The organism is Natrinema pellirubrum DSM 15624 (genome assembly GCF_000230735.2).
Classification (GTDB): Archaea; Halobacteriota; Halobacteria; order Halobacteriales; family Natrialbaceae; genus Natrinema; species Natrinema pellirubrum.
The window spans coordinates 856,551-874,112 of sequence record NC_019962.1; the positions used below are offsets into that span (position 1 = coordinate 856,551).

At 64.9% G+C, this 17,562-nt stretch carries 28 protein-coding genes; 26 read left to right on the forward strand and 2 right to left on the reverse strand.

Translation table 11 applies throughout. The annotated features are described in order from the left end of the window. Positions 1-2 precede the first annotated feature (2 nt). From rpl4p to secY, 23 genes are read left to right on the forward strand one after another with little or no spacing between them, the layout of a single operon-like run. On the forward strand, positions 3-755 hold the full coding sequence (rpl4p, locus tag NATPE_RS04250) for a 50S ribosomal protein L4 (protein ID WP_006180021.1): 753 nt from the start codon (positions 3-5) through the stop codon (positions 753-755). Then, the gene (locus tag NATPE_RS04255) at positions 752-1,006 is read left to right on the forward strand and encodes a 50S ribosomal protein L23 (protein WP_006180020.1); all 255 of its coding nucleotides are present in this window, start codon (positions 752-754) and stop codon (positions 1,004-1,006) included. The genes rpl4p and NATPE_RS04255 overlap by 4 nt, the downstream gene beginning before the upstream one ends. A gap of 2 nt (positions 1,007-1,008) precedes the next feature. Beyond that, positions 1,009-1,731, forward strand: coding sequence for a 50S ribosomal protein L2 (locus NATPE_RS04260; protein ID WP_006180019.1), 723 nt, complete (start codon positions 1,009-1,011; stop codon positions 1,729-1,731). Next, complete coding sequence (locus tag NATPE_RS04265; protein ID WP_006180018.1) at positions 1,728-2,150, forward strand: 30S ribosomal protein S19; 423 nt, start codon at positions 1,728-1,730, stop codon at positions 2,148-2,150. The genes NATPE_RS04260 and NATPE_RS04265 overlap by 4 nt, the downstream gene beginning before the upstream one ends. Positions 2,151-2,157: 7 nt before the next feature. Then, positions 2,158-2,637 (forward strand): 50S ribosomal protein L22, encoded by a 480-nt coding sequence (locus NATPE_RS04270; RefSeq protein ID WP_006180017.1) that lies wholly within the window; start codon positions 2,158-2,160, stop codon positions 2,635-2,637. After that, positions 2,637-3,587: a 30S ribosomal protein S3 gene (locus NATPE_RS04275; RefSeq protein ID WP_006180016.1), complete on the forward strand. Its 951-nt coding sequence runs from the start codon at positions 2,637-2,639 to the stop codon at positions 3,585-3,587. Before NATPE_RS04270 ends, NATPE_RS04275 begins: the two co-directional genes overlap by 1 nt. Beyond that, positions 3,587-3,817: a 50S ribosomal protein L29 gene (gene rpmC / locus NATPE_RS04280; RefSeq protein ID WP_006180015.1), complete on the forward strand. Its 231-nt coding sequence runs from the start codon at positions 3,587-3,589 to the stop codon at positions 3,815-3,817. Before NATPE_RS04275 ends, rpmC begins: the two co-directional genes overlap by 1 nt. A gap of 10 nt (positions 3,818-3,827) precedes the next feature. Next, on the forward strand, positions 3,828-4,286 hold the full coding sequence (locus NATPE_RS04285) for a ribonuclease P protein component 1 (protein ID WP_006180014.1): 459 nt from the start codon (positions 3,828-3,830) through the stop codon (positions 4,284-4,286). Further along, on the forward strand, positions 4,277-4,711 hold the full coding sequence (locus NATPE_RS04290; RefSeq protein WP_006180013.1) for a 30S ribosomal protein S17: 435 nt from the start codon (positions 4,277-4,279) through the stop codon (positions 4,709-4,711). Before NATPE_RS04285 ends, NATPE_RS04290 begins: the two co-directional genes overlap by 10 nt. Further along, entirely contained in the window at positions 4,711-5,109 is a 399-nt protein-coding gene (locus NATPE_RS04295; RefSeq protein ID WP_006180012.1) for a 50S ribosomal protein L14, read from the forward strand. Before NATPE_RS04290 ends, NATPE_RS04295 begins: the two co-directional genes overlap by 1 nt. A gap of 2 nt (positions 5,110-5,111) precedes the next feature. Beyond that, positions 5,112-5,468: a 50S ribosomal protein L24 gene (gene rplX / locus NATPE_RS04300; protein ID WP_006180011.1), complete on the forward strand. Its 357-nt coding sequence runs from the start codon at positions 5,112-5,114 to the stop codon at positions 5,466-5,468. After that, complete coding sequence (locus NATPE_RS04305; protein WP_006180010.1) at positions 5,465-6,163, forward strand: 30S ribosomal protein S4e; 699 nt, start codon at positions 5,465-5,467, stop codon at positions 6,161-6,163. The genes rplX and NATPE_RS04305 overlap by 4 nt, the downstream gene beginning before the upstream one ends. Continuing rightward, positions 6,160-6,693 (forward strand): 50S ribosomal protein L5, encoded by a 534-nt coding sequence (locus NATPE_RS04310; RefSeq protein ID WP_006180009.1) that lies wholly within the window; start codon positions 6,160-6,162, stop codon positions 6,691-6,693. The genes NATPE_RS04305 and NATPE_RS04310 overlap by 4 nt, the downstream gene beginning before the upstream one ends. Then, positions 6,686-6,874, forward strand: a complete 189-nt coding sequence (locus tag NATPE_RS04315) for a 30S ribosomal protein S14 (RefSeq protein WP_006180008.1) — start codon at positions 6,686-6,688, stop codon at positions 6,872-6,874. Before NATPE_RS04310 ends, NATPE_RS04315 begins: the two co-directional genes overlap by 8 nt. A 1-nt stretch (position 6,875) precedes the next feature. Next, positions 6,876-7,268, forward strand: a complete 393-nt coding sequence (locus NATPE_RS04320; RefSeq protein WP_006180007.1) for a 30S ribosomal protein S8 — start codon at positions 6,876-6,878, stop codon at positions 7,266-7,268. A gap of 2 nt (positions 7,269-7,270) precedes the next feature. Beyond that, positions 7,271-7,804, forward strand: a complete 534-nt coding sequence (locus NATPE_RS04325; protein ID WP_006180005.1) for a 50S ribosomal protein L6 — start codon at positions 7,271-7,273, stop codon at positions 7,802-7,804. A 3-nt stretch (positions 7,805-7,807) separates the two neighbouring features. Further along, on the forward strand, positions 7,808-8,518 hold the full coding sequence (locus NATPE_RS04330) for a 50S ribosomal protein L32e (protein WP_006180003.1): 711 nt from the start codon (positions 7,808-7,810) through the stop codon (positions 8,516-8,518). Next, positions 8,511-8,960, forward strand: a complete 450-nt coding sequence (locus NATPE_RS04335) for a 50S ribosomal protein L19e (RefSeq protein WP_006180001.1) — start codon at positions 8,511-8,513, stop codon at positions 8,958-8,960. The genes NATPE_RS04330 and NATPE_RS04335 overlap by 8 nt, the downstream gene beginning before the upstream one ends. After that, entirely contained in the window at positions 8,960-9,508 is a 549-nt protein-coding gene (locus tag NATPE_RS04340; RefSeq protein ID WP_006180000.1) for a 50S ribosomal protein L18, read from the forward strand. The genes NATPE_RS04335 and NATPE_RS04340 overlap by 1 nt, the downstream gene beginning before the upstream one ends. Beyond that, on the forward strand, positions 9,505-10,161 hold the full coding sequence (locus NATPE_RS04345; RefSeq protein ID WP_006179999.1) for a 30S ribosomal protein S5: 657 nt from the start codon (positions 9,505-9,507) through the stop codon (positions 10,159-10,161). The genes NATPE_RS04340 and NATPE_RS04345 overlap by 4 nt, the downstream gene beginning before the upstream one ends. Next, positions 10,161-10,628 carry a 50S ribosomal protein L30 gene (locus NATPE_RS04350; protein WP_006179997.1) on the forward strand — a complete coding sequence of 156 codons (468 nt, stop codon included), beginning with the start codon at positions 10,161-10,163 and terminating at the stop codon, positions 10,626-10,628. Before NATPE_RS04345 ends, NATPE_RS04350 begins: the two co-directional genes overlap by 1 nt. Positions 10,629-10,630: 2 nt before the next feature. Beyond that, entirely contained in the window at positions 10,631-11,110 is a 480-nt protein-coding gene (locus NATPE_RS04355) for an uL15m family ribosomal protein (RefSeq protein WP_006179996.1), read from the forward strand. A gap of 3 nt (positions 11,111-11,113) precedes the next feature. Continuing rightward, positions 11,114-12,574 carry a preprotein translocase subunit SecY gene (gene secY, locus NATPE_RS04360; RefSeq protein WP_015298766.1) on the forward strand — a complete coding sequence of 487 codons (1,461 nt, stop codon included), beginning with the start codon at positions 11,114-11,116 and terminating at the stop codon, positions 12,572-12,574. 677 nt (positions 12,575-13,251) lie between these two features. Here the strand turns inward: secY and NATPE_RS04365 are convergent. Continuing rightward, positions 13,252-13,518 carry a cytochrome C oxidase subunit IV family protein gene (locus tag NATPE_RS04365; protein WP_006179994.1) on the reverse strand — a complete coding sequence of 89 codons (267 nt, stop codon included), beginning with the start codon at positions 13,516-13,518 and terminating at the stop codon, positions 13,252-13,254. 149 nt (positions 13,519-13,667) lie between these two features. Here NATPE_RS04365 and NATPE_RS04370 point away from each other — a divergent pair, with 149 nt between their 5' ends. The 3 genes from NATPE_RS04370 (at position 13,668) to NATPE_RS04380 (ending at position 17,134) form a co-directional block, all read left to right on the forward strand. After that, positions 13,668-15,068, forward strand: a complete 1,401-nt coding sequence (locus NATPE_RS04370) for a hypothetical protein (RefSeq protein WP_006179993.1) — start codon at positions 13,668-13,670, stop codon at positions 15,066-15,068. 98 nt (positions 15,069-15,166) lie between these two features. Further along, positions 15,167-15,451, forward strand: coding sequence for a DUF7410 domain-containing protein (locus NATPE_RS04375; protein ID WP_006179992.1), 285 nt, complete (start codon positions 15,167-15,169; stop codon positions 15,449-15,451). A gap of 69 nt (positions 15,452-15,520) precedes the next feature. Beyond that, positions 15,521-17,134, forward strand: coding sequence for a S8 family serine peptidase (locus NATPE_RS04380; RefSeq protein ID WP_006179991.1), 1,614 nt, complete (start codon positions 15,521-15,523; stop codon positions 17,132-17,134). Between the two features lie 31 nt (positions 17,135-17,165). Here the strand turns inward: NATPE_RS04380 and NATPE_RS04385 are convergent, their stop codons facing one another. Beyond that, entirely contained in the window at positions 17,166-17,510 is a 345-nt protein-coding gene (locus tag NATPE_RS04385) for a 2Fe-2S iron-sulfur cluster-binding protein (protein WP_006179990.1), read from the reverse strand. Positions 17,511-17,562 lie beyond the last annotated feature (52 nt).

Sequence of the window (17,562 nt, forward strand, 5' to 3'; positions counted from 1 at the left end):
ACATGGACGCAACAGTACGAAACCTGGACGGCTCGGACGCGGACACGATCGAGCTCCCGGCGGTCTTCGAGACCCAGTACCGCCCGGACCTGATCGCTCGTGCCGTTCGCGCCGCCCAGGCAAACCGAAAACAGGACTACGGTTCCGACGAGTTCGCCGGCCTCCGAACGCCGGCCGAATCGTTCGGTAGCGGCCGCGGCATGGCCCACGTCCCACGACAGGAGGGTCGCGCTCGCCGCGTTCCCCAGGCCGTCAAGGGACGCAAGGCCCACCCGCCGAAAGCCGAGAAGGACCAGTCCGAATCGATCAACACGAAAGCAAAGAAACTGGCCGTCCGCAGCGCCATCGCTGCGACGACCGACGCCGAACTCGTCGCCGAGCGCGGCCACGAGTTCGACGAAGACGCCGAGATCCCCGTCGTCGTCGACGACGAGTTCGAGGACCTCCAGAAGACCCGCGAGGTCGTCGACTTCCTCGAGGCAGCTGGCCTCGCGGACGACATCGAACGCGCCGACGAGGGACGCAGCGTCCGCTCCGGTCAGGGGAAAGCCCGTGGCCGCAAGTACAAGACGCCGACGTCGATCCTCTTCGTCACCTCCAGCGAGACCGGCCCGTCCCGAGCGGCCCGGAACCTCGCCGGTGCCGACGTGACGACGGCCGCCGAGGTCAACGCGGAGGATCTCGCGCCCGGCGCCCAGCCCGGACGGCTCACCGTCTGGACCGAAAGCGCGCTCGAGGAGGTGGCCGAGCGATGAGTTCGGCCATCGAACACCCGCTGGTCACGGAGAAGGCGATGAACGACATGGACTTCGAGAACAAGCTCCAGTTCGTCGTCAATCCGGACGCGACCAAGCCCGAGATTCGGGACGAGGTCGAGGAGCGGTTCGAAATCTCCGTCGAGAACATCAACACGCAGGTAACGATGAACGGCAAAAAGAAGGCGATCGTCCGCCTCGCTGAGGAGGACGACGCCCAAGAAGTCGCTTCGCGAATCGGGGTGTTCTGAACATGGGACGACGCATTCAGGGCCAACGACGCGGCCGCGGGACCTCGACGTTCCGTGCCCCGTCCCACCGATACAAGGCGAAGCTCGACCACAAGAAAGAGGAAGACGACGACATCGTGCGCGGGACGGTCGTGGACATCGAACACGACCCGGCCCGATCCGCACCGGTCGCCGCCGTCGAGTTCGAAGACGGTGACCAGCGACTGATCCTCGCCCCCGAGGGCATCTCGGTCGGTGAGGAACTGCAGGTCGGCGTCTCCGCCGAGATCAAGCCCGGCAACACGCTGCCGCTGGCCGAGATCCCGGAGGGCGTTCCGGTCTGTAACGTCGAGTCCAACCCCGGCGACGGCGGCCGATTCGCCCGCGCCTCGGGGACCAACGCCGACCTGATCACCCACGACCGGTCGGCGGCGGTCATTCAGCTTCCCAGCGGCGAGGTCAAGCGCCTCGATCCGCAGTGTCGTGCCACCATCGGCGTCGTCGCCGGTGGCGGCCGCACGGAGAAGCCGATGGTCAAGGCAGGCAACAAGTACCACAAGATGAAGGCCCGGGGCACGAAGTGGCCCCGTGTCCGCGGTGTCGCGATGAACGCCGTCGACCACCCGTTCGGTGGCGGCGGCCGACAGCATCCCGGCCAACCCAAGTCCGTCTCTCGGGACGCCCCGCCGGGACGGAAGGTCGGTGACATCGCATCCCGAAGCACCGGTCGAGGTGGCAACAAATGAGTCAGGAGTACCGAACCGGCCGCGAAGGTGAGTTCACCTACCGCGGTCACACGCTCGAGGAGCTGCAGTCGATGGAGCTCGACGAGGTCGTGGAACTGCTCCCCGCACGACAGCGGCGAAGTATCGAACGCGGTCTCTCCGTCGAAAAGGAGAAACTGCTCGAGGAGGCCCGCGAAGCGGGCGAAGAGGAAACGGCGAACAACCCGATCCGAACGCATCTTCGGGACATGCCGATCCTGCCCGAGTTCGTCGGGCTGACCTTCGAGGTCTACAACGGACAGGCCTTCGAGCGCGTTCGCGTCGAACCCGAAATGATCGGCCACTACCTCGGCGAGTTCCAGCTGACACGGACCTCCGTCGAACACGGTCAGGCCGGCATCGGCGCGACCCGATCGTCGAAGTTCGTCCCACTGAAGTGATTATCGTATGGGAATCAACTACTCAGTCGACGCGGATCCCGACGCCACGGCGAAAGCCATGCTTCGGGAGCGTCATATGAGCCACAAGCACAGCAAGGAGGTCGCACGCGAGATCAAGGGCAAGACCGTCGGCGAGGCCCAAGCGTACCTCCGTGACGTAATCGACGAGAAGCAGTCGGTCCCGTTCAAGTCCCACAACGCCGGCGCGGGGCATCGCTCCGACGTCGACGGCTGGGACGCTGGCAAGTACCCCGAGAAGGTCTCGGGGGAGTTCCTCGACCTGCTCGAGAACGTCGAGGCCAACGCGGACCATCAAGGCTTCGACGGCGAGTCCATGGAGATCGTCCACGTCGCCGCCCACAAGATCGGCGAGTCCGTGGGCCGCAAGCCCCGCGCGATGGGGCGTGCGTCCTCGTGGAACACGCCGGAGGTCGACGTCGAGATCGTCGTCGAAGAACAGGAGACCGAGGAGGAGGACGATAGCTAATGGCTGACGAACATCAATTCATCGAGAACGGCCTGCAGCGGTCCCAGATCGACGAGTTCTTCCAGGAAGAACTCGGCCGCGCGGGCTACGGTGGTATGGACGTCGCCAAGACGCCGATGGGAACCCAGATCGTCCTCAAGGCCGAAAAGCCCGGGATGGTCATCGGCAAGGGCGGCGAGAACATCCGGAAGGTCACGACGACCCTCGAGGAGCGGTTCAACCTCGAGGACCCCCAGATCGACGTGCAAGAGGTCGAAGAACCCGACCTGAACGCACGGATCGTCGCGGACCGACTGGCCAACGCACTCGAGCGTGGCTGGTACTTCCGGAAGGCCGGTCACACGACGATCGACCGGATCATGGAAGCCGGCGCGCTCGGTGCCGAGATCGTCCTGTCGGGGAAGGTCACGGGCGCCCGATCGCGCGTCGAGAAGTTCAACCGCGGCTACATCAAGCACAACGGCGAGCCCGCCGAGACGGTCGTCGACCACGGCCAGGGCGTCGCGGTCATGAAACTCGGCACCATCGGTGTCGACGTCAAGATCATCCCGCCGGGCGCGGAGCTGCCCGACGACTTCGAGGTCAACGAAGACATGGACCCCGAAGAGATCGTCCCCGACGCCGTCGAGGTCAACGAGGAAGGCGGCGTCGAGGAACTCCTCGAGGGCGAACCCGAGGAGGCCGAGGCCGCCGAGGCCGAAGCTGACACTGCAGACGCCGACGAGGCCGACGCCGAGGCCGACCTCGACGAGGACGTCGTCGAGGAGGTCATCGAGGAAGAAGTCGAGGCCGACGCCGACGAGGAGTTCGACGACGTCGAAGTCCCCGGCGACGAAGATGTCGAAGAAGACCTCGAGGAACTCGAGGAAGACGTCGAAGCCGAGGCCGAGGAACTCGTCGAGGAGATGGAAGAGGCCGACGACGACGCGGACGAGGGAGGTGACGCCTGATGGCGATCCTCCACGTCGAAGAGATCCGCGACATGACGCCCGCCGAGCGGGCGGAAGAACTCGAGGAACTCGAGACCGAACTGCTGAACCAGAAGTCCGTCCTCGCCGCCGGTGGGGCCCCGGAGAACCCGGGCCGTATCGGCGAGCTTGGTCGTACCATCGCGCGGATCAAGACGATCCAGCGCGAGGAAGGCGACCTCGAGGACGAAGCGGACGCAACCGCGGAATAACGAGACACAAATGGCACTGACACCCGAGACGCTGCCGCGACACGAACTCAACGGGCTCCCCGTGCGAGTCGTCGAGAGCGACGACTCCTCGCGGGTGGGCATAGAGGGGCGGGTCGTCATCGAGACGACCAAGACCCTGTCGATAGAGGTTCGGACGGACGGCGAGTCTCGGGTCGTGATGGTGCCGAAGTCGGGCTCGACGTTCGAGTTCGCGATCACAGATGACGCCGCCGATCCCGCGAAGGGATCGGGGACTGCGTCCAAACTGGCCGATACTCAACCTGGGGCTGCCGAGCAATCGGTCGCCCTAGACCGGGCTGCCGGCGATGCCGGCAGCCATCGCGGTGATCCCGAAAGGGACCACCGCGCAGCTGGCGAGGACGTAGCCTACGTTACGGTCGATGGATCGCGCTTGCTCTCACGACCCGCCCGACGCACGGAAACAAATGGTGACTCACCATGGCAATAGGACTAGACGTTGACACCCCTCCGGAACCAGAGAACCCGGAGGAATACGACTACGAGAAGTGTCCGTTCTACGGCGAACTCTCCGTTCGAGGGCAGATCCTCGAGGGGACGGTCGTCTCGACGGACATGGACAAGACCGTAGTCGTCGAGCGAGAGTACGATGTGGCGGTCCCGAAGTACGACCGACACATGAAACGACGCTCGCGCATCCCGGCACACGTACCGGGCGTGCTCGAGCCGCTCTCGGTCGGTGACACGGTCAAGATCGCAGAGACCCGACCACTGTCGAAGACGAAATCGCACGTGGTCGTCGAAGTAACCGAGGAAGCGACCGCCGAGGACCTCGCGGAGCTGACCAGCCAGGCCGAGCCTGAGCCGGCGCTTTCCGACGAGGACCTCGCCGCCGCAGAAGAGGGTGATCAGTGATGGAGGCGATGAAGGCCGACGTCACGCAGGGCCTGAAGAAGGGCTCGCTGGTCACGTGTGCCGACAACACCGGCGCGCGTGAGCTGAAGGTCATCAGCGTCGCGGGCTACCACGGCACCAAGAACCGCCAGCCGAAGGCGGGAATCGGTGACAAAGTGACCGTCTCGGTCACCAAGGGTACCCCCGAGATGCGCCGCCAGGTCCTCGAGGCCGTCGTCGTCCGCCAGCGGAAGTCGATCCGCCGGCCCGACGGCACCCGACTGAAGTTCGAGGACAACGCGGCGGTCATCATCGACGAGAACGAAGAGCCCCGTGGTACGGAGATCAAGGGGCCGATCGCCCGCGAAGTCGCGGAACGCTTCGGAGCAATCGCCAGCACGGCGACGATGATCGTATAGATATGACCGAGCAACCACACAAACAGCGAACGCAGACGGAACGCGCGCCGCTGCACAAGCGACAGAAGCAGCTGCACGCGACGCTGTCCGACGACCTCCGCGAGGAGTACGACACCCGTCGAACCCGCGTCAACGCGGGCGACACGGTCGAGGTCATGCGCGGCGACCACGCCGGCGACGAAGGCGAGGTCCTCCGTGCGATCCTCGAGGACGGAACGATTCACGTCGAGGACGTGACCGTCGAGACGGCCGACGGCGAGGAAGTGCCGCGGCCGCTGGACCCGTCGAACGTCCGGATCACGGACCTCGACCTCGAGGACGAGCGTCGCGAGGCGCGTCTCGAAGGTGATAGCGAATGACGAAACACCAGAAACGACTATCGGTACCGAAGTCCTGGCCGGTCGAGCGAAAGACCGAGACCTTCACGGTCAAGGCCGACGCCGGTCCCCACGGTGAAGACGGCGTGCCGCTCGTCGTCCTCCTGCGGGACGTACTCGGCTACGTGGACTCGCGGAAGGAAGCACGGTACGCCCTGAGCGAGGACGCGATCCTCATCAACGGCGACGCGATCAACGACGAACAGCGCCCGATCGGCATGTTCGACATCGTCGCGTTCCCCGGTCGCGGGGAGTACTACCGCGTCTTCCCCGACGAGGGCGGTCGGCTCGCGCTGACCGAGATCGACGAGGAGTCGGCCCAGAGCCGCCTCGGCAAGATCGAGGGCAAACAGCAGGTTCCCGGTGGCGACACGCAGCTCACGCTGCACGACGGGACCAACGTCCTCGTCGACGACGACGAGTACCAGGCAAAGGACTCGATCGTCATCGACAACGACGACAAATCGATCGTCGCCCATTTCCCCTACGAGGAGGGGGCGCTCGTGACGGCCGTCCGTGGCAACCACGGTGGCAAGATCGGCGAGGTCGACGCGATCGACGTCACGCCGGGCAGCGGCTCGAACCGCGTCGGCGTCTCGACGGACGACGGCGGCTTCGAGACCGTCGAGGAGTACGTCGTCGTGATCGACGAGAACTTCACGGGTGATGACGAATGAGCGAAGCCGAAGCCGACTTCCACGAGATGCGCGAACCGCGCGTCGAGAAGGTCGTCGTCCACATGGGCGTCGGTCAAGGTGGTCGCGAACTCGGTAAAGCCGAAGACATCATCGAGGAGATCACGGAGCAGGAAAGCGTCCGGACCCAAGCGAAAAAGACCGAACCCGACTTCGGCATTCGCCAGGGCGATCCGATCGGCACGAAGGTCACCCTTCGTGACGACGACGCCTACGAGTTCCTCGAGAAGGCGCTGCCGCTGACGGAACTCTCCCCGGCCCAGTTCGACGACACGGGTAACTTCAGCTTCGGTGTCGAGGAACACACCGACTTCCCGAGCCAGGAGTACGACCCGAACGTCGGGATTTTCGGGCTGGACGTCACCGTCAACCTGGTGCGTCCGGGCTACCGGATCGCCAAGCGCGACAAGGCCACCCGGTCGATCCCGTCGAAGCACCGACTGACCCCCGAGGACGCGCTCGCGTTCATCAGGGCGAACTTCGACGTCAGCGTGGAGGCAGACGATGAGTGAAAGCGAAACAGAAGCGGACAACGACCGCACGGGCGAGCACGCCGCAAAGCGGACGGGACAGATCGAGTCCTGTCAGCGCTGTGGTCGCGAGCAAGGACTCGTCGGCAAGTACGACATCAATCTCTGCCGACAGTGCTTCCGCGAGATCGCCCGCGAGATGGGATTCAAGAAGTATCGATAACATGACCGGAAACGATCCACTCAGCAACGCGCTCTCGGGACTCGACAACGCCGAGAGTGTGGGTCATCTCACCCACGAGGTAACGCCCGCCTCGAACGAGATCGGCAGCGTACTCGAGGTCTTCTACGACCGCGGGTACATCGACGGCTTCGAGTACGTCGATGACGGCAAAGCCGGTCAGTTCGAGGTCGAACTGAAAGGAGCGATCAACGAGTGCGGCCCTATCAAGCCCCGCTACGCCGTTGGCGCTGAAGACTTCGAGAAGTGGGAGAAGCGCTATCTCCCGGCTCGAGACTTCGGTGCGCTCGTCGTCACGACGAGCAGTGGCATCATGAGCCACTACGAGGCACGCGAGCAGGGTATTGGGGGCCAGGTGATCGCATACGTCTACTAACCATGCGAGTTGAACTGGAAATCCCCGAAAACGTAACCGTCGAGGTCGATCGGTTCGACGTGACCGTCGAAGGTCCGGAAGGCACCGTTTCGCGGCGCCTCTGGTACCCCGACGTGACCGTCGAGACAGACGACGACCAGGTGGTCATCGAAAGCGGTGCCGAGGACGCGAAGACGAACTCGACCGTCGGCACCTTCGAGAGCCACATCACCAACGCCTTCCACGGCGTGACCGAGGGCTGGGAGTACGAGATGGAGGTCTTCTACTCTCACTTCCCGATGCAGGTCCGTGTGGAGGGCGAGGAGGTCGTCATCGAGAACTTCCTCGGCGAAAAGGCACCGCGACGAACGACTATCCACGGTGAGACGGAGGTTACCGTCGACGACGAGCAGCTCGTCCTGTCCGGCCCCAGCAAAGAAGACGTTGGACAGACGGCGGCCGACATCGAGCAGCTGACGAAGGTCAGCGGCAAGGACACCCGTATCTTCCAGGACGGGGTCTACATCACCAACAAACCCGCCAAGGGAGGTGCCTGATAGATGGCAGACGACGAACCCCAGGAACTCGAGGACATCAGCGGCGTCGGCGAGAGCAAGGCAGACGCACTACGCGACGCCGGCTTCGAGTCCATCCAGGACGTCAAGGAAGCCGATCAGGACGACCTCGCCGAGGCCGACGGCGTCGGTAACGCGCTCGCGGCCCGTATCAAGGCCGACGTCGGTGACCTCGAGGTCACCGAGGAGACCGAGGCCGAGATCGAAGACGAAGGCGCAGAAGAGGAAGAGCCGGACGAAGACGTCGAAACCGAACTGCAGCCCCGCGGGCTGACCGAGAAGACGCCCGATCTCTCCGAGGAGGAGGAGCGACTCCTCAACCGACGGAAAAGCGAGGGCAAGCCGCAGTTCAACCGGCAGGACTACCACAAGAAAAAGCGGACGCCGGAGTCCTGGCGACGACCCCGCGGGACGCTGTCCAAGCAGCGCCGCGGCGTCAAGGGCAAGGGCCCGAAGGTCCAGGCCGGCTACCGTACGCCGACGGAAGTCCGCGGGAAGCACCCGAGCGGCTTCGAGGAAGTCTACGTCGAGAACACGGACGACCTCGAGGGCGTCGACGGCTCCCGCGAAGCGGTCCGGATCGCCTCCTCGGTCGGCGCGCGCAAGCGCGAACGCATCGAGGAGCAAGCAGAGGAGCAGGGCGTCCGCGTCCTGAACCCGACCTACGAGGAAGTCGAGGTGGAAGCAGATGACTGATCTCTCCGCACAGAAGCGACTGGCAGCCGACGTCTTGGACGTCGGCGAAAACCGCGTCTGGCTCGACCCCGACGCCCAGGGTGACATCGCCGAAGCGATCACCCGCGACGAGATCCGCGAACTCGTCGACGAGGGACGCATTCAGGCCGACGAACCCTCGGGCAACTCCCGCGGTCGCGCCCGCGAGCGCAACGCGAAACGCGCCTACGGCCACCAGAAGGGCCAGGGCAAGCGCCGCGGCAAGAAGGGCGCACGCCAGAACGAGAAAGACGAGTGGCAGGACAAGATTCGCGCACAGCGTCGGAAGCTGCGTGAACTCCGCGACAAGGGCGAACTCTCGCCCACGCAGTACCGCGAGCTCTATAAGAAGGCTGGCGGTGGGGAGTTCCGTAGCGTCCGGTACCTGTTGAACTACATCGACGACAACTACGGTGACCAATAATGGCGACAGGACCACGATACAAAGTACCGATGCGGCGTCGCCGTGAGGTCCGGACGGACTACCACCAAAGGTTGCGCCTGCTGAAATCGGGCAAGCCCCGCCTCGTCGCTCGCAAGAGCAACAAGCATACTACGGCGCAGCTGATCACTCCCGGACCTCAGGGAGACGAGACGCTCGCAAGCGCACACTCGAGCGATCTAGAGGAGTACGGTTGGGACGCACCCACGAGCAACATTTCGGCGGCGTATCTGACCGGCCTGCTGGCCGGCCAGCGAGCCGTCGAGGCCGGGATCGAGGAGGCAGTGCTGGACATCGGCCTCAACACCGCGACGCCGGGCAACAAGGTGTTTGCGGTCCAGGAGGGGGCGATCGACGCCGGCCTCGAGATCCCGCACAACGACAGCGTACTGGCGGACTGGTCGCGCACTCGCGGCGAACACATCGCCGAGTACGCCGAGCAGCTAGACGAGCCGCTCTACAGCGGCGAGTTCGACGCGACTGACCTCCCCGAACACTTCGACGAGGTACGAGAGGAGATCCTAGAATGAGTGGAAACAACTACAACGACGGCGGATGGGAACCGGTTACCCGTCTCGGCCGAATGGTTCAGGAGGGCGACATCGAGACGATGGAGGACGCCCTCAACTCGGGCCTCCCGCTGAAGGAGCCCGAACTCGTCGACCAGCTCCTCCCCGGACTGGAAGACGAAGTACTGGACATCAACATGGTCCAGCGGATGACCGACTCCGGGCGACGCGTGAAGTTCCGCTGTGTCGTCGCCGTCGGCAACCGCGACGGCTTCATCGGCTACGCGGAAGGCCGCGACGATCAGGTCGGCTCCGCCATCCAGAAGGCCATCGGTATCGCGAAGCTGAACATGATCCAGGTGCCCCGCGGCTCGGGCTCCTGGGAGGACCGTTCGGACCGGCCACACTCGCTGACCCGACGGACGACCGGCAAAGCCGGCTCCGTCGAGGTCGAACTCATCCCCGCCCCCGAAGGGCTGGGGCTGGCCGCCAGCGACACCGTCCGTCACGTCCTCGAGCTGGCTGGCATCGAGAACGCCTGGACGAAGAGCCACGGCAACACGCGAACGACGGTCAACCTCGCGAAAGCGACCTACAACGCACTCGAAAACGCCTCCCAGTCGCGGCATCCGCGCCGTCGACCCAACCGTGAGGAAGCCGAGGTGAGCGAGTGATGAAGGCGATCGTGCAGGTTCGCGGCGAAGTGAACCGACAGGACGACGTCCAGGACACGCTGGAGATGCTCAACATCCACAGCGTCAACCACTGCGCGCTCGTCCCCGAGACCGACGCCTACGAGGGGATGATCGCGAAGGTAAACGACTACGTCGCCCACGGCGAACCCGACGCCGACGTCCTCGAGACGCTGCTCGCAAAGCGAGCCGAACCCCTCGAGGGCGACCAGGCAGATGTCGACGAAGCGTGGCTGGCCGACAACACCGAGTACGACGACTTCGGTGAACTGGCCGACGCGCTCCTGGCGGAGGAGACGACCCTTCGTGACGAAGGACTGTCACCGACGCTTCGACTCCACCCACCGCGGGGGGGTCACGAGGGTATCAAGAAGCCGACCATCGAGGGCGGCCAACTCGGAAAGCATACAACGGGGCAGATTAACGACCTGCTAGAATCGATGCGATAACCATGACGAGCAAAAAACGACGCCAGCGCGGATCGCGGACCCACAGCGGCGGTTCCCACAAGAACCGACGCGGTGCGGGCCACCGCGGTGGTCGCGGCCGTGCCGGGCGCAGCAAACACGAGTTCCACAACTACGAACCGAAGGGCAAACACGGCTTCAAGCGTCCCCACGACATCCGCGAGACGGTCGCGGAGATCGACGTCCAGAAGTTAGACGAGGACGCGATCCTCTACGTCGCGGAGGACCTCGCCGAGGAGGCCGACGGTGGCTACGCCCTCGACGCTCGCGATATCGTCGAGGACGGCCACGAGGTCGACAAAGTGAAAGTCCTCGGTTCGGGACAGGTTCGCAACGAACTGACCGTTACGGCTGATGCCTTCTCCGACGCGGCGGAAGAGAAGCTCGAGGCCGCTGGCGGCGAGGCCGTCCTCACGGAGCGCGCACAGGAGGACGACGCCGACGACAAACGGGACGAGGACTAACATATGGGATGGAAGGAAGCCGCTGAACCGGTCCTAACGCGGATGCCAGCAGTGCGCCGTCCGGAGGGGCACGTCCCCTTCAAGCGGAAGCTGATGTGGACGGCCGGCATCCTCATGTTGTACTTCTTCCTGACGAACGTCACGCTGCTCGGTCTGCAGTCCGGCGGGGCAAACGACCTCTTCGGCGAGTTCCGCGCGATCCTCGCGGGCTCACAGGGGTCGGTGCTGCAGGTCGGTATCGGCCCGATCGTCACCGCGAGCATCGTCTTACAGTTGCTCGGCGGGGCGAACTTGCTCGGACTCGACACCGACGATCCGCGGGACCAGGTCCTCTATCAGGGGCTCCAGAAGCTGCTGGTGGTCATGATGGTGATCCTGACCGGGCTTCCGATGGTGTTCGCCGGCGGCTTCCTGCCAGCCCAGCAAACGCTGCAGCTCGGCGGCCTCGCTCTCGAGGGAACGCAGGTTCAGCTCCTGATGTTCGCCCAGATCCTCGTCGGGGGGATCCTCATCCTCTACATGGACGAGGTCGTCAGCAAGTGGGGCGTCGGGAGCGGGATCGGCCTGTTCATCATCGCCGGCGTGAGCCAGCGACTGGTCACCGGGCTCGTCCAGCCCGCACAGGGCGGGTTCCTCTTTGACTGGTATCGCATCCTGACCGGTCAGGTCGACGTCGGATCGCTCGTTTCGGCGAGCGGACTCCAGACGCTGCTGATCGGCGAGGGACAGCTCATCGCACTACTGACGACGCTGCTGATCTTCGGGATCGTCGTCTACGCGGAGTCGGTCCGCGTCGAGATTCCGCTGAGTCACGCCCGCGTCAAAGGCGCTCGCGGTCGCTTCCCCGTGAAGCTCATCTACGCGAGCGTCCTGCCGATGATCCTCGTTCGCGCCGTGCAGGCGAACGTCCAGTTCATGGGCCAGATCCTCAACCGGCAGTGGAGCGGCATGCCCGCCTGGCTCGGTACCTACTCGCAGGGCCAGCCCGACGGCGGGTTCTTCTACTACGTGTCGCCGATCTACTCGCCGCAGGACTGGATGTGGTTCACGGCGAACGTCTCCCAGGAGTGGTGGCAAGTGCTGATCCGCATCGGTATCGACGTCACGTTCATGGTCGTCGGCGGTGCGATCTTCGCCATCTTCTGGGTCGAAACGACCGACATGGGGCCCGAATCGACGGCGAAGCAGATCCAGAACTCCGGGATGCAGATCCCCGGCTTCCGACAGAACGTCGGCGTCATCGAGAAGGTCATGGAGCGGTACATTCCGCAAGTGACCGTCATCGGCGGCGCACTGGTCGGCCTGCTGGCCGTCTGGGCGAACATGCTCGGTACCATCGGTTCCGTCTCCGGGACGGGGCTGCTGCTCGCGGTCTCGATCACGTACAAGCTGTACGAGGAGATCGCCGAGGAACAGCTCATGGAGATGCACCCGATGATGCGCCAGATGTTCGGCAACGAGTAAACCGTTCGCCGTATCCCGACGACCTGCCTTTCCTCGTTTTCACCGTCCGATAGCGACGCTCTTCTCGAGGCTCGCTGCTTCTCGTACCCGATCCGGACCGAACGATAGGGTCGAGCCGGGTCGATTCTGCATGTGTAGCTCTTTCTCTAGCCGAGACGATCCACCGCGAGCGGTACATCACCGAAGCGCCGTCGAGACGGCTTTTTCAGGGAATCAGCAAGCGTCAGTATAAACCGATGACCGACTCGACTGTCTCCGCGACGCAGTTGGGGTCGTACTCCCGAGCGGGTGGCGGATTCCGTCGTCAGGCTGCCGGGGTTCGAGCCGAGTGACGGATAATGGACCGGGACGATCGAACTCGGCCTCGGGGACCCTCAGTAATACAACTCGGCAACGTGAAACCGCGCTCGTTTGCCGTCCGTACCGAACGTTGAGAACGGGTACCCGGCGCTCTCAGTCGGTCGTGGCACCAATTTCGGTCCTCTGTCACCCAGTCCATCTCCTCGTGGAAAACGGTGCTGTCCGGATTCGTAGGCTCCAGAACCAATCGGTGCTGTCGAGTTTGAACGTGGCTGTGACAGTCGAGAGGTTACTCGAGCGACGCTAAAGACGAATACGAATCCCGCCCGAGCGGCGGGAGAAAGGACGTGCCCGATCGTTGCGACGAGACGGCGCGGTTACTGAATCGAGTACCCAGCAGCGAGGGTCAGCAGGACGACCATGAACGCCGCGGTGAGCATCATGTAGGTGATCGAGCGGGGTTCGTCTTTCAGGTGCTGGAAGTAGCCGGCGATCAACGAGACCTTGATGGCCGCCAGAATCATCGTCCCGATTATTGCCATCTCGTAGGTGAAAATGTCCGGGAAGTGGAAGAAAACGAACTTCCCCGTAGCCAGCAGTAGCAGTGCCACGTAAATCAGGCTGTACGTCCGAATGCTCGCCATTGGTGGTGAATGTGGGCGACGGATACTTATACCTTCCTCATATGACCCCAAACGGAACGTGCCCCCGCGACGTAGCCACCGCTCGCCGTGGGCGGTACCCGGGAACTGGAAACGACACGTAGATGCACGACCAGCCCAAATCGCCGCCAATGAGTGGACGGTCGGCTTTCGTCCGCCGGTTCGGTATCGGCCTCGCAGTCGCGTTCGTCACGCTGGCTGTGGGTGCCGGCGTCGCCGCCGCCAGCAACGTCGCCGCCGGTCTCACCGGCGGCAGCGACGTCTCCGTGCCGACGTGGCTCTACCTCGCGACCGGCGGCGGCGCGGTCGGGGCTTCGGCGCTGTTGACCATGCTCGTCACCGACCGGGAGGTCATCGGGGCGTATCACGATCGCACCCTCGAGTCGTCTGCAAAGCGGTTGGAGTCTGCCGGTGGCCTGCTGCTTGGCGTCGTTGGACTCCTCGGACTGGCCGGCATTCTCGTCGTCGGCGTCCTCGGACCGAACATCGGGCTGGTCAGCGCGACGGTTCTCGTGACCTTCGCCGGCGGCCGCGCGCTGTTGACGATCGTCACGTACACGGTCGGGAACCCCTGGCCCGCGCTGAACCCCTGGCGACGGATCGCCGAGGCGCTGCCGAGCGCGGGTGAGCCCTACCCGGAGGCCTACCGTTCCTGGCCCGCCGTAATCGCCCTGCTAGCGTTCGTTTGGCTCGAGGTGGTCGCGCCGCTGACGTCGTCGCCCGTGGTGTTGACGTTCGTCATCGTCATGTACTCGCTGTTTACCCTCTCGGGCGCGGCCGTGTTCTCCCCTGAGACGTGGTTCCGTCGCGGGGATCCGCTGTCGCTGTGGTTCCGGTGTTACGGGGCCGTCGCCCCGATCCAGCGGACCGACGACGGACTCGAGCTGCGGTTTCCGGGCGCGCGCTTGAGCGAGTCCGACCTCGTGACCGACCGGTCGCTCGTGGCCTTCGTGCTGGCGCTGGTCTGGGAGCTGACCTACAGCGGCTTCATCGTCACGCCGGTCGGCGTCCGAACGATCGAGGCGCTGGTCGGGATCGGCCTGCCGCCGGAACTGGTCTATCTGGCGCTGTTGGCGGGCGGGTTCGCGGCCTTCTGGAAGGTCTATTGGATCGCGATCGATCGGACCCGTGAGCGAGCCGAGACGTATCTCTCACGGGAGTATCTCGGCCTGCGACTCGCGGCCCCGTTGCTTGCCATCGCGGCCGGCTACCACCTCGCACACTACGTCGGCTTCGGGCTCTCGCTGTGGCCGTCGCTGGTCGACGCCGTGGCGATGCCGCTGAACCCGCCGCCGAACCCGACGCGCTATGCCCTGCCGGGCTGGTTCGGCTACGTCGAGATCGCGGGTATCCTGCTCGGTCACGTCCTCGCGGTGTGGGTCAGCCACACCGTTTCCTTCGACCTGTTTCCCGGAAAGCTGCAGTCGATCAGGAGCCAGTACCCGCTGATCATCGTGATGATCTTTTTCACGATGGCGAGTCTATATCTCGTCTCGCAGGGCTCGATGAGCCCGCCCTACGTCCCGAGTTGACGGCCCGTCCGATCGACGAGCCGTTGTGATGATCCGTCGGTCGGTGCGGGGTTCCGAACCGGCAATCACTTCTTCGCGCCGCCGTAACGACCGACCGAATGGCGACCGAACGCGCGCTCGAGCCGGAGTACGAGGTGCCGACGGACGGCCCGGAAGCGACCTGTCCGTACTGCGGGCGGCCGTTTCGGTCCGACCGCTACGCCACCTTCCACGTCGGGGTCGAACACGCCGAGGAGTGTACGGACGCGGAGCAGGAGGCCTTCGACGAGGAACGCGACGACGAGGAGTACGACCTGTTTACCTTCCACTTCAAGACCGCTATTTCGGTGTTTCTCGTCTACTTCCTGTTTACGTTCATCTACGCGCTCGTCTGGGCCGGGTAGATCGTACCGTTTGCCGACCAGTTCGGTATCCAGAATCTCTTTGCCCGCTGATTACACAGTACTGGTCACATGGTCGCTGGCTTCCCTCGCCCGGACGCCCTCGGAACTCTCATCATCGTCTTCCTTCTGCTCGTCTCCCTCAGCACCCCGTTTGCCCTCGGGGTGGCCGGATCCGCCGACCCCGGAACGGCCGCTGCGGACGACTCGATCGTCATCGACGACGAGTTGCCGACCGACGGCCCCACTGTCGAGGTCGTCGTCAGGCTCACCGAGCCGACTGTTCCCGACGGTGTAAGCGACGCCGAGGCCGAACGACGGCTCGAGGCCCACGCCGAGGCAACGCAGGACCCCCTGCTCGAGTACGCCGACGACAGACGGGGGTTGGCCGTCGAAGAGCGCTTCTGGCTGACCAACGCCGTGGTCCTCGAGGTCGACACCGGACGGGTAGCGTACGAGACCTTCGACCGGTTCGACGCGGTCGAGGCGGTTCACGAGAACATCGTGGTCTCGGTCCCCGAGCCGCCGTCACGCGCGAACGCGACGGCATCAGGGCCGACCGCGACGACGGCAGCGACCGCGGGCGCGTCGCGAACGACGAACGGGCTCGCGCAGGTGAACGCACCCGCTGTCTGGGACGAGTACGACGCCCGCGGTGAGGGCGTCCGCGTCGCGGTACTGGACACCGGCGTCGACCCGGACCACCCCGATATCGACCTCGCGACCGAGGACCTGTCGGATCCGACCTATCCCGGCGGCTGGGCGGAGTTCGACGCGACCGGGCAGCGGGTCGAGTCGGTGCCACACGACACCGCCGTCCACGGGACCCACGTCAGCGGGACGGTCGCCGGCGGGGCCGCGAGCGGGACCGCCATCGGCGTGGCCCCCGACGCCGAGTTGCTTCACGGGCTCGTTCTGAATGAGACGAGCGGCACGTTCGCCCAGATCGTTGCCGGAATGGAGTGGGCCGTCGAGCGAGACGCCGACGTCCTCAGCATGAGCTTCGGGGCGACCGGCCGATACGCTCAGCTGATCGATCCGGTTCGAAACGCGCGGGCGAGTGGCGTCGTAGTCGTCGGCGCGGTCGGTAACGAAGGGCCAGACACCTCGGGGAGCCCGGGCAACGTCTACGAAACGCTCACCGTCGGCGCGGTCGATTCGACCGGGACCGTCCCACCGTTCTCGGGCGGTGAACGCATCGCCCGCGAGGAGTGGGTCGGATCCTCGGTTGACTGGACGGCCCCGTCGTCATACACCGTCCCCGACGTCGTCGCACCCGGTGTCGCCGTCACGAGCGCCACCCCTGGCGGCGGGTACGAGTCGCTTCCGGGAACGTCCATGGCAACGCCACACGTCTCCGGGACGGCCGCCCTGTTGCTATCGATCGCACCCGATGCGACGCCGACGGAGATCGAAGCCGCGCTCACCCGGACCGCTCGAGTGCCCGCTGACGCCGACAGCGAGACGATCGCGACTCGCTACGGCGCGGGCATCGTCGACGCCAGCGCTGCCGCGGACACGATCGCACCCGTTCGCGGAACGAGCCGCCCGACCACCGACGGCTCGAGCGATACCGAACCCGGTGGCGACTCGTTCTCGACTGTGGCCGTCATCGGGAGCGTCGCGTTGCTCGCGGTCTGTCTCGGCCTCGTCGTTCTGGTTCGGTATCGACCGGGCGACCGGTAACCGCGGCCGGCTGTCGGTCGACGACACGCAGTCAGGACTTCGACGAAGGCCGACGCGGGAGGATCTGTCCCCACACGTGCTTGTCGAGACAACGGACTGTCAGCGGCTCCTCGACCGTGAGACAACAGGAGAGCCGCGGATAGCCGAACCGGACCGCCGCGGCATCGTGCCAGTGGGTCGGTTCCGGTGCGGGGTCGACCTCGACAGTGCAGGTCGAACACAGTCCCCGTCCTCCGCAGTTGGCAACCCGTGAGACCGTTCCGTAAACGGGGAACCCGTGTTCGAGCAGCGCATCCCGAAGGATCGTGCCGGACGCTACTTCGATGACGCGTTCGCTCTCGTCGGTGATCACGGTTACCGGAATGGCCGCGCTCATACTCGCAGTACGGGCCCGAGGTACGTGGTGCTAGTGGTGGCGAGAGCTACTT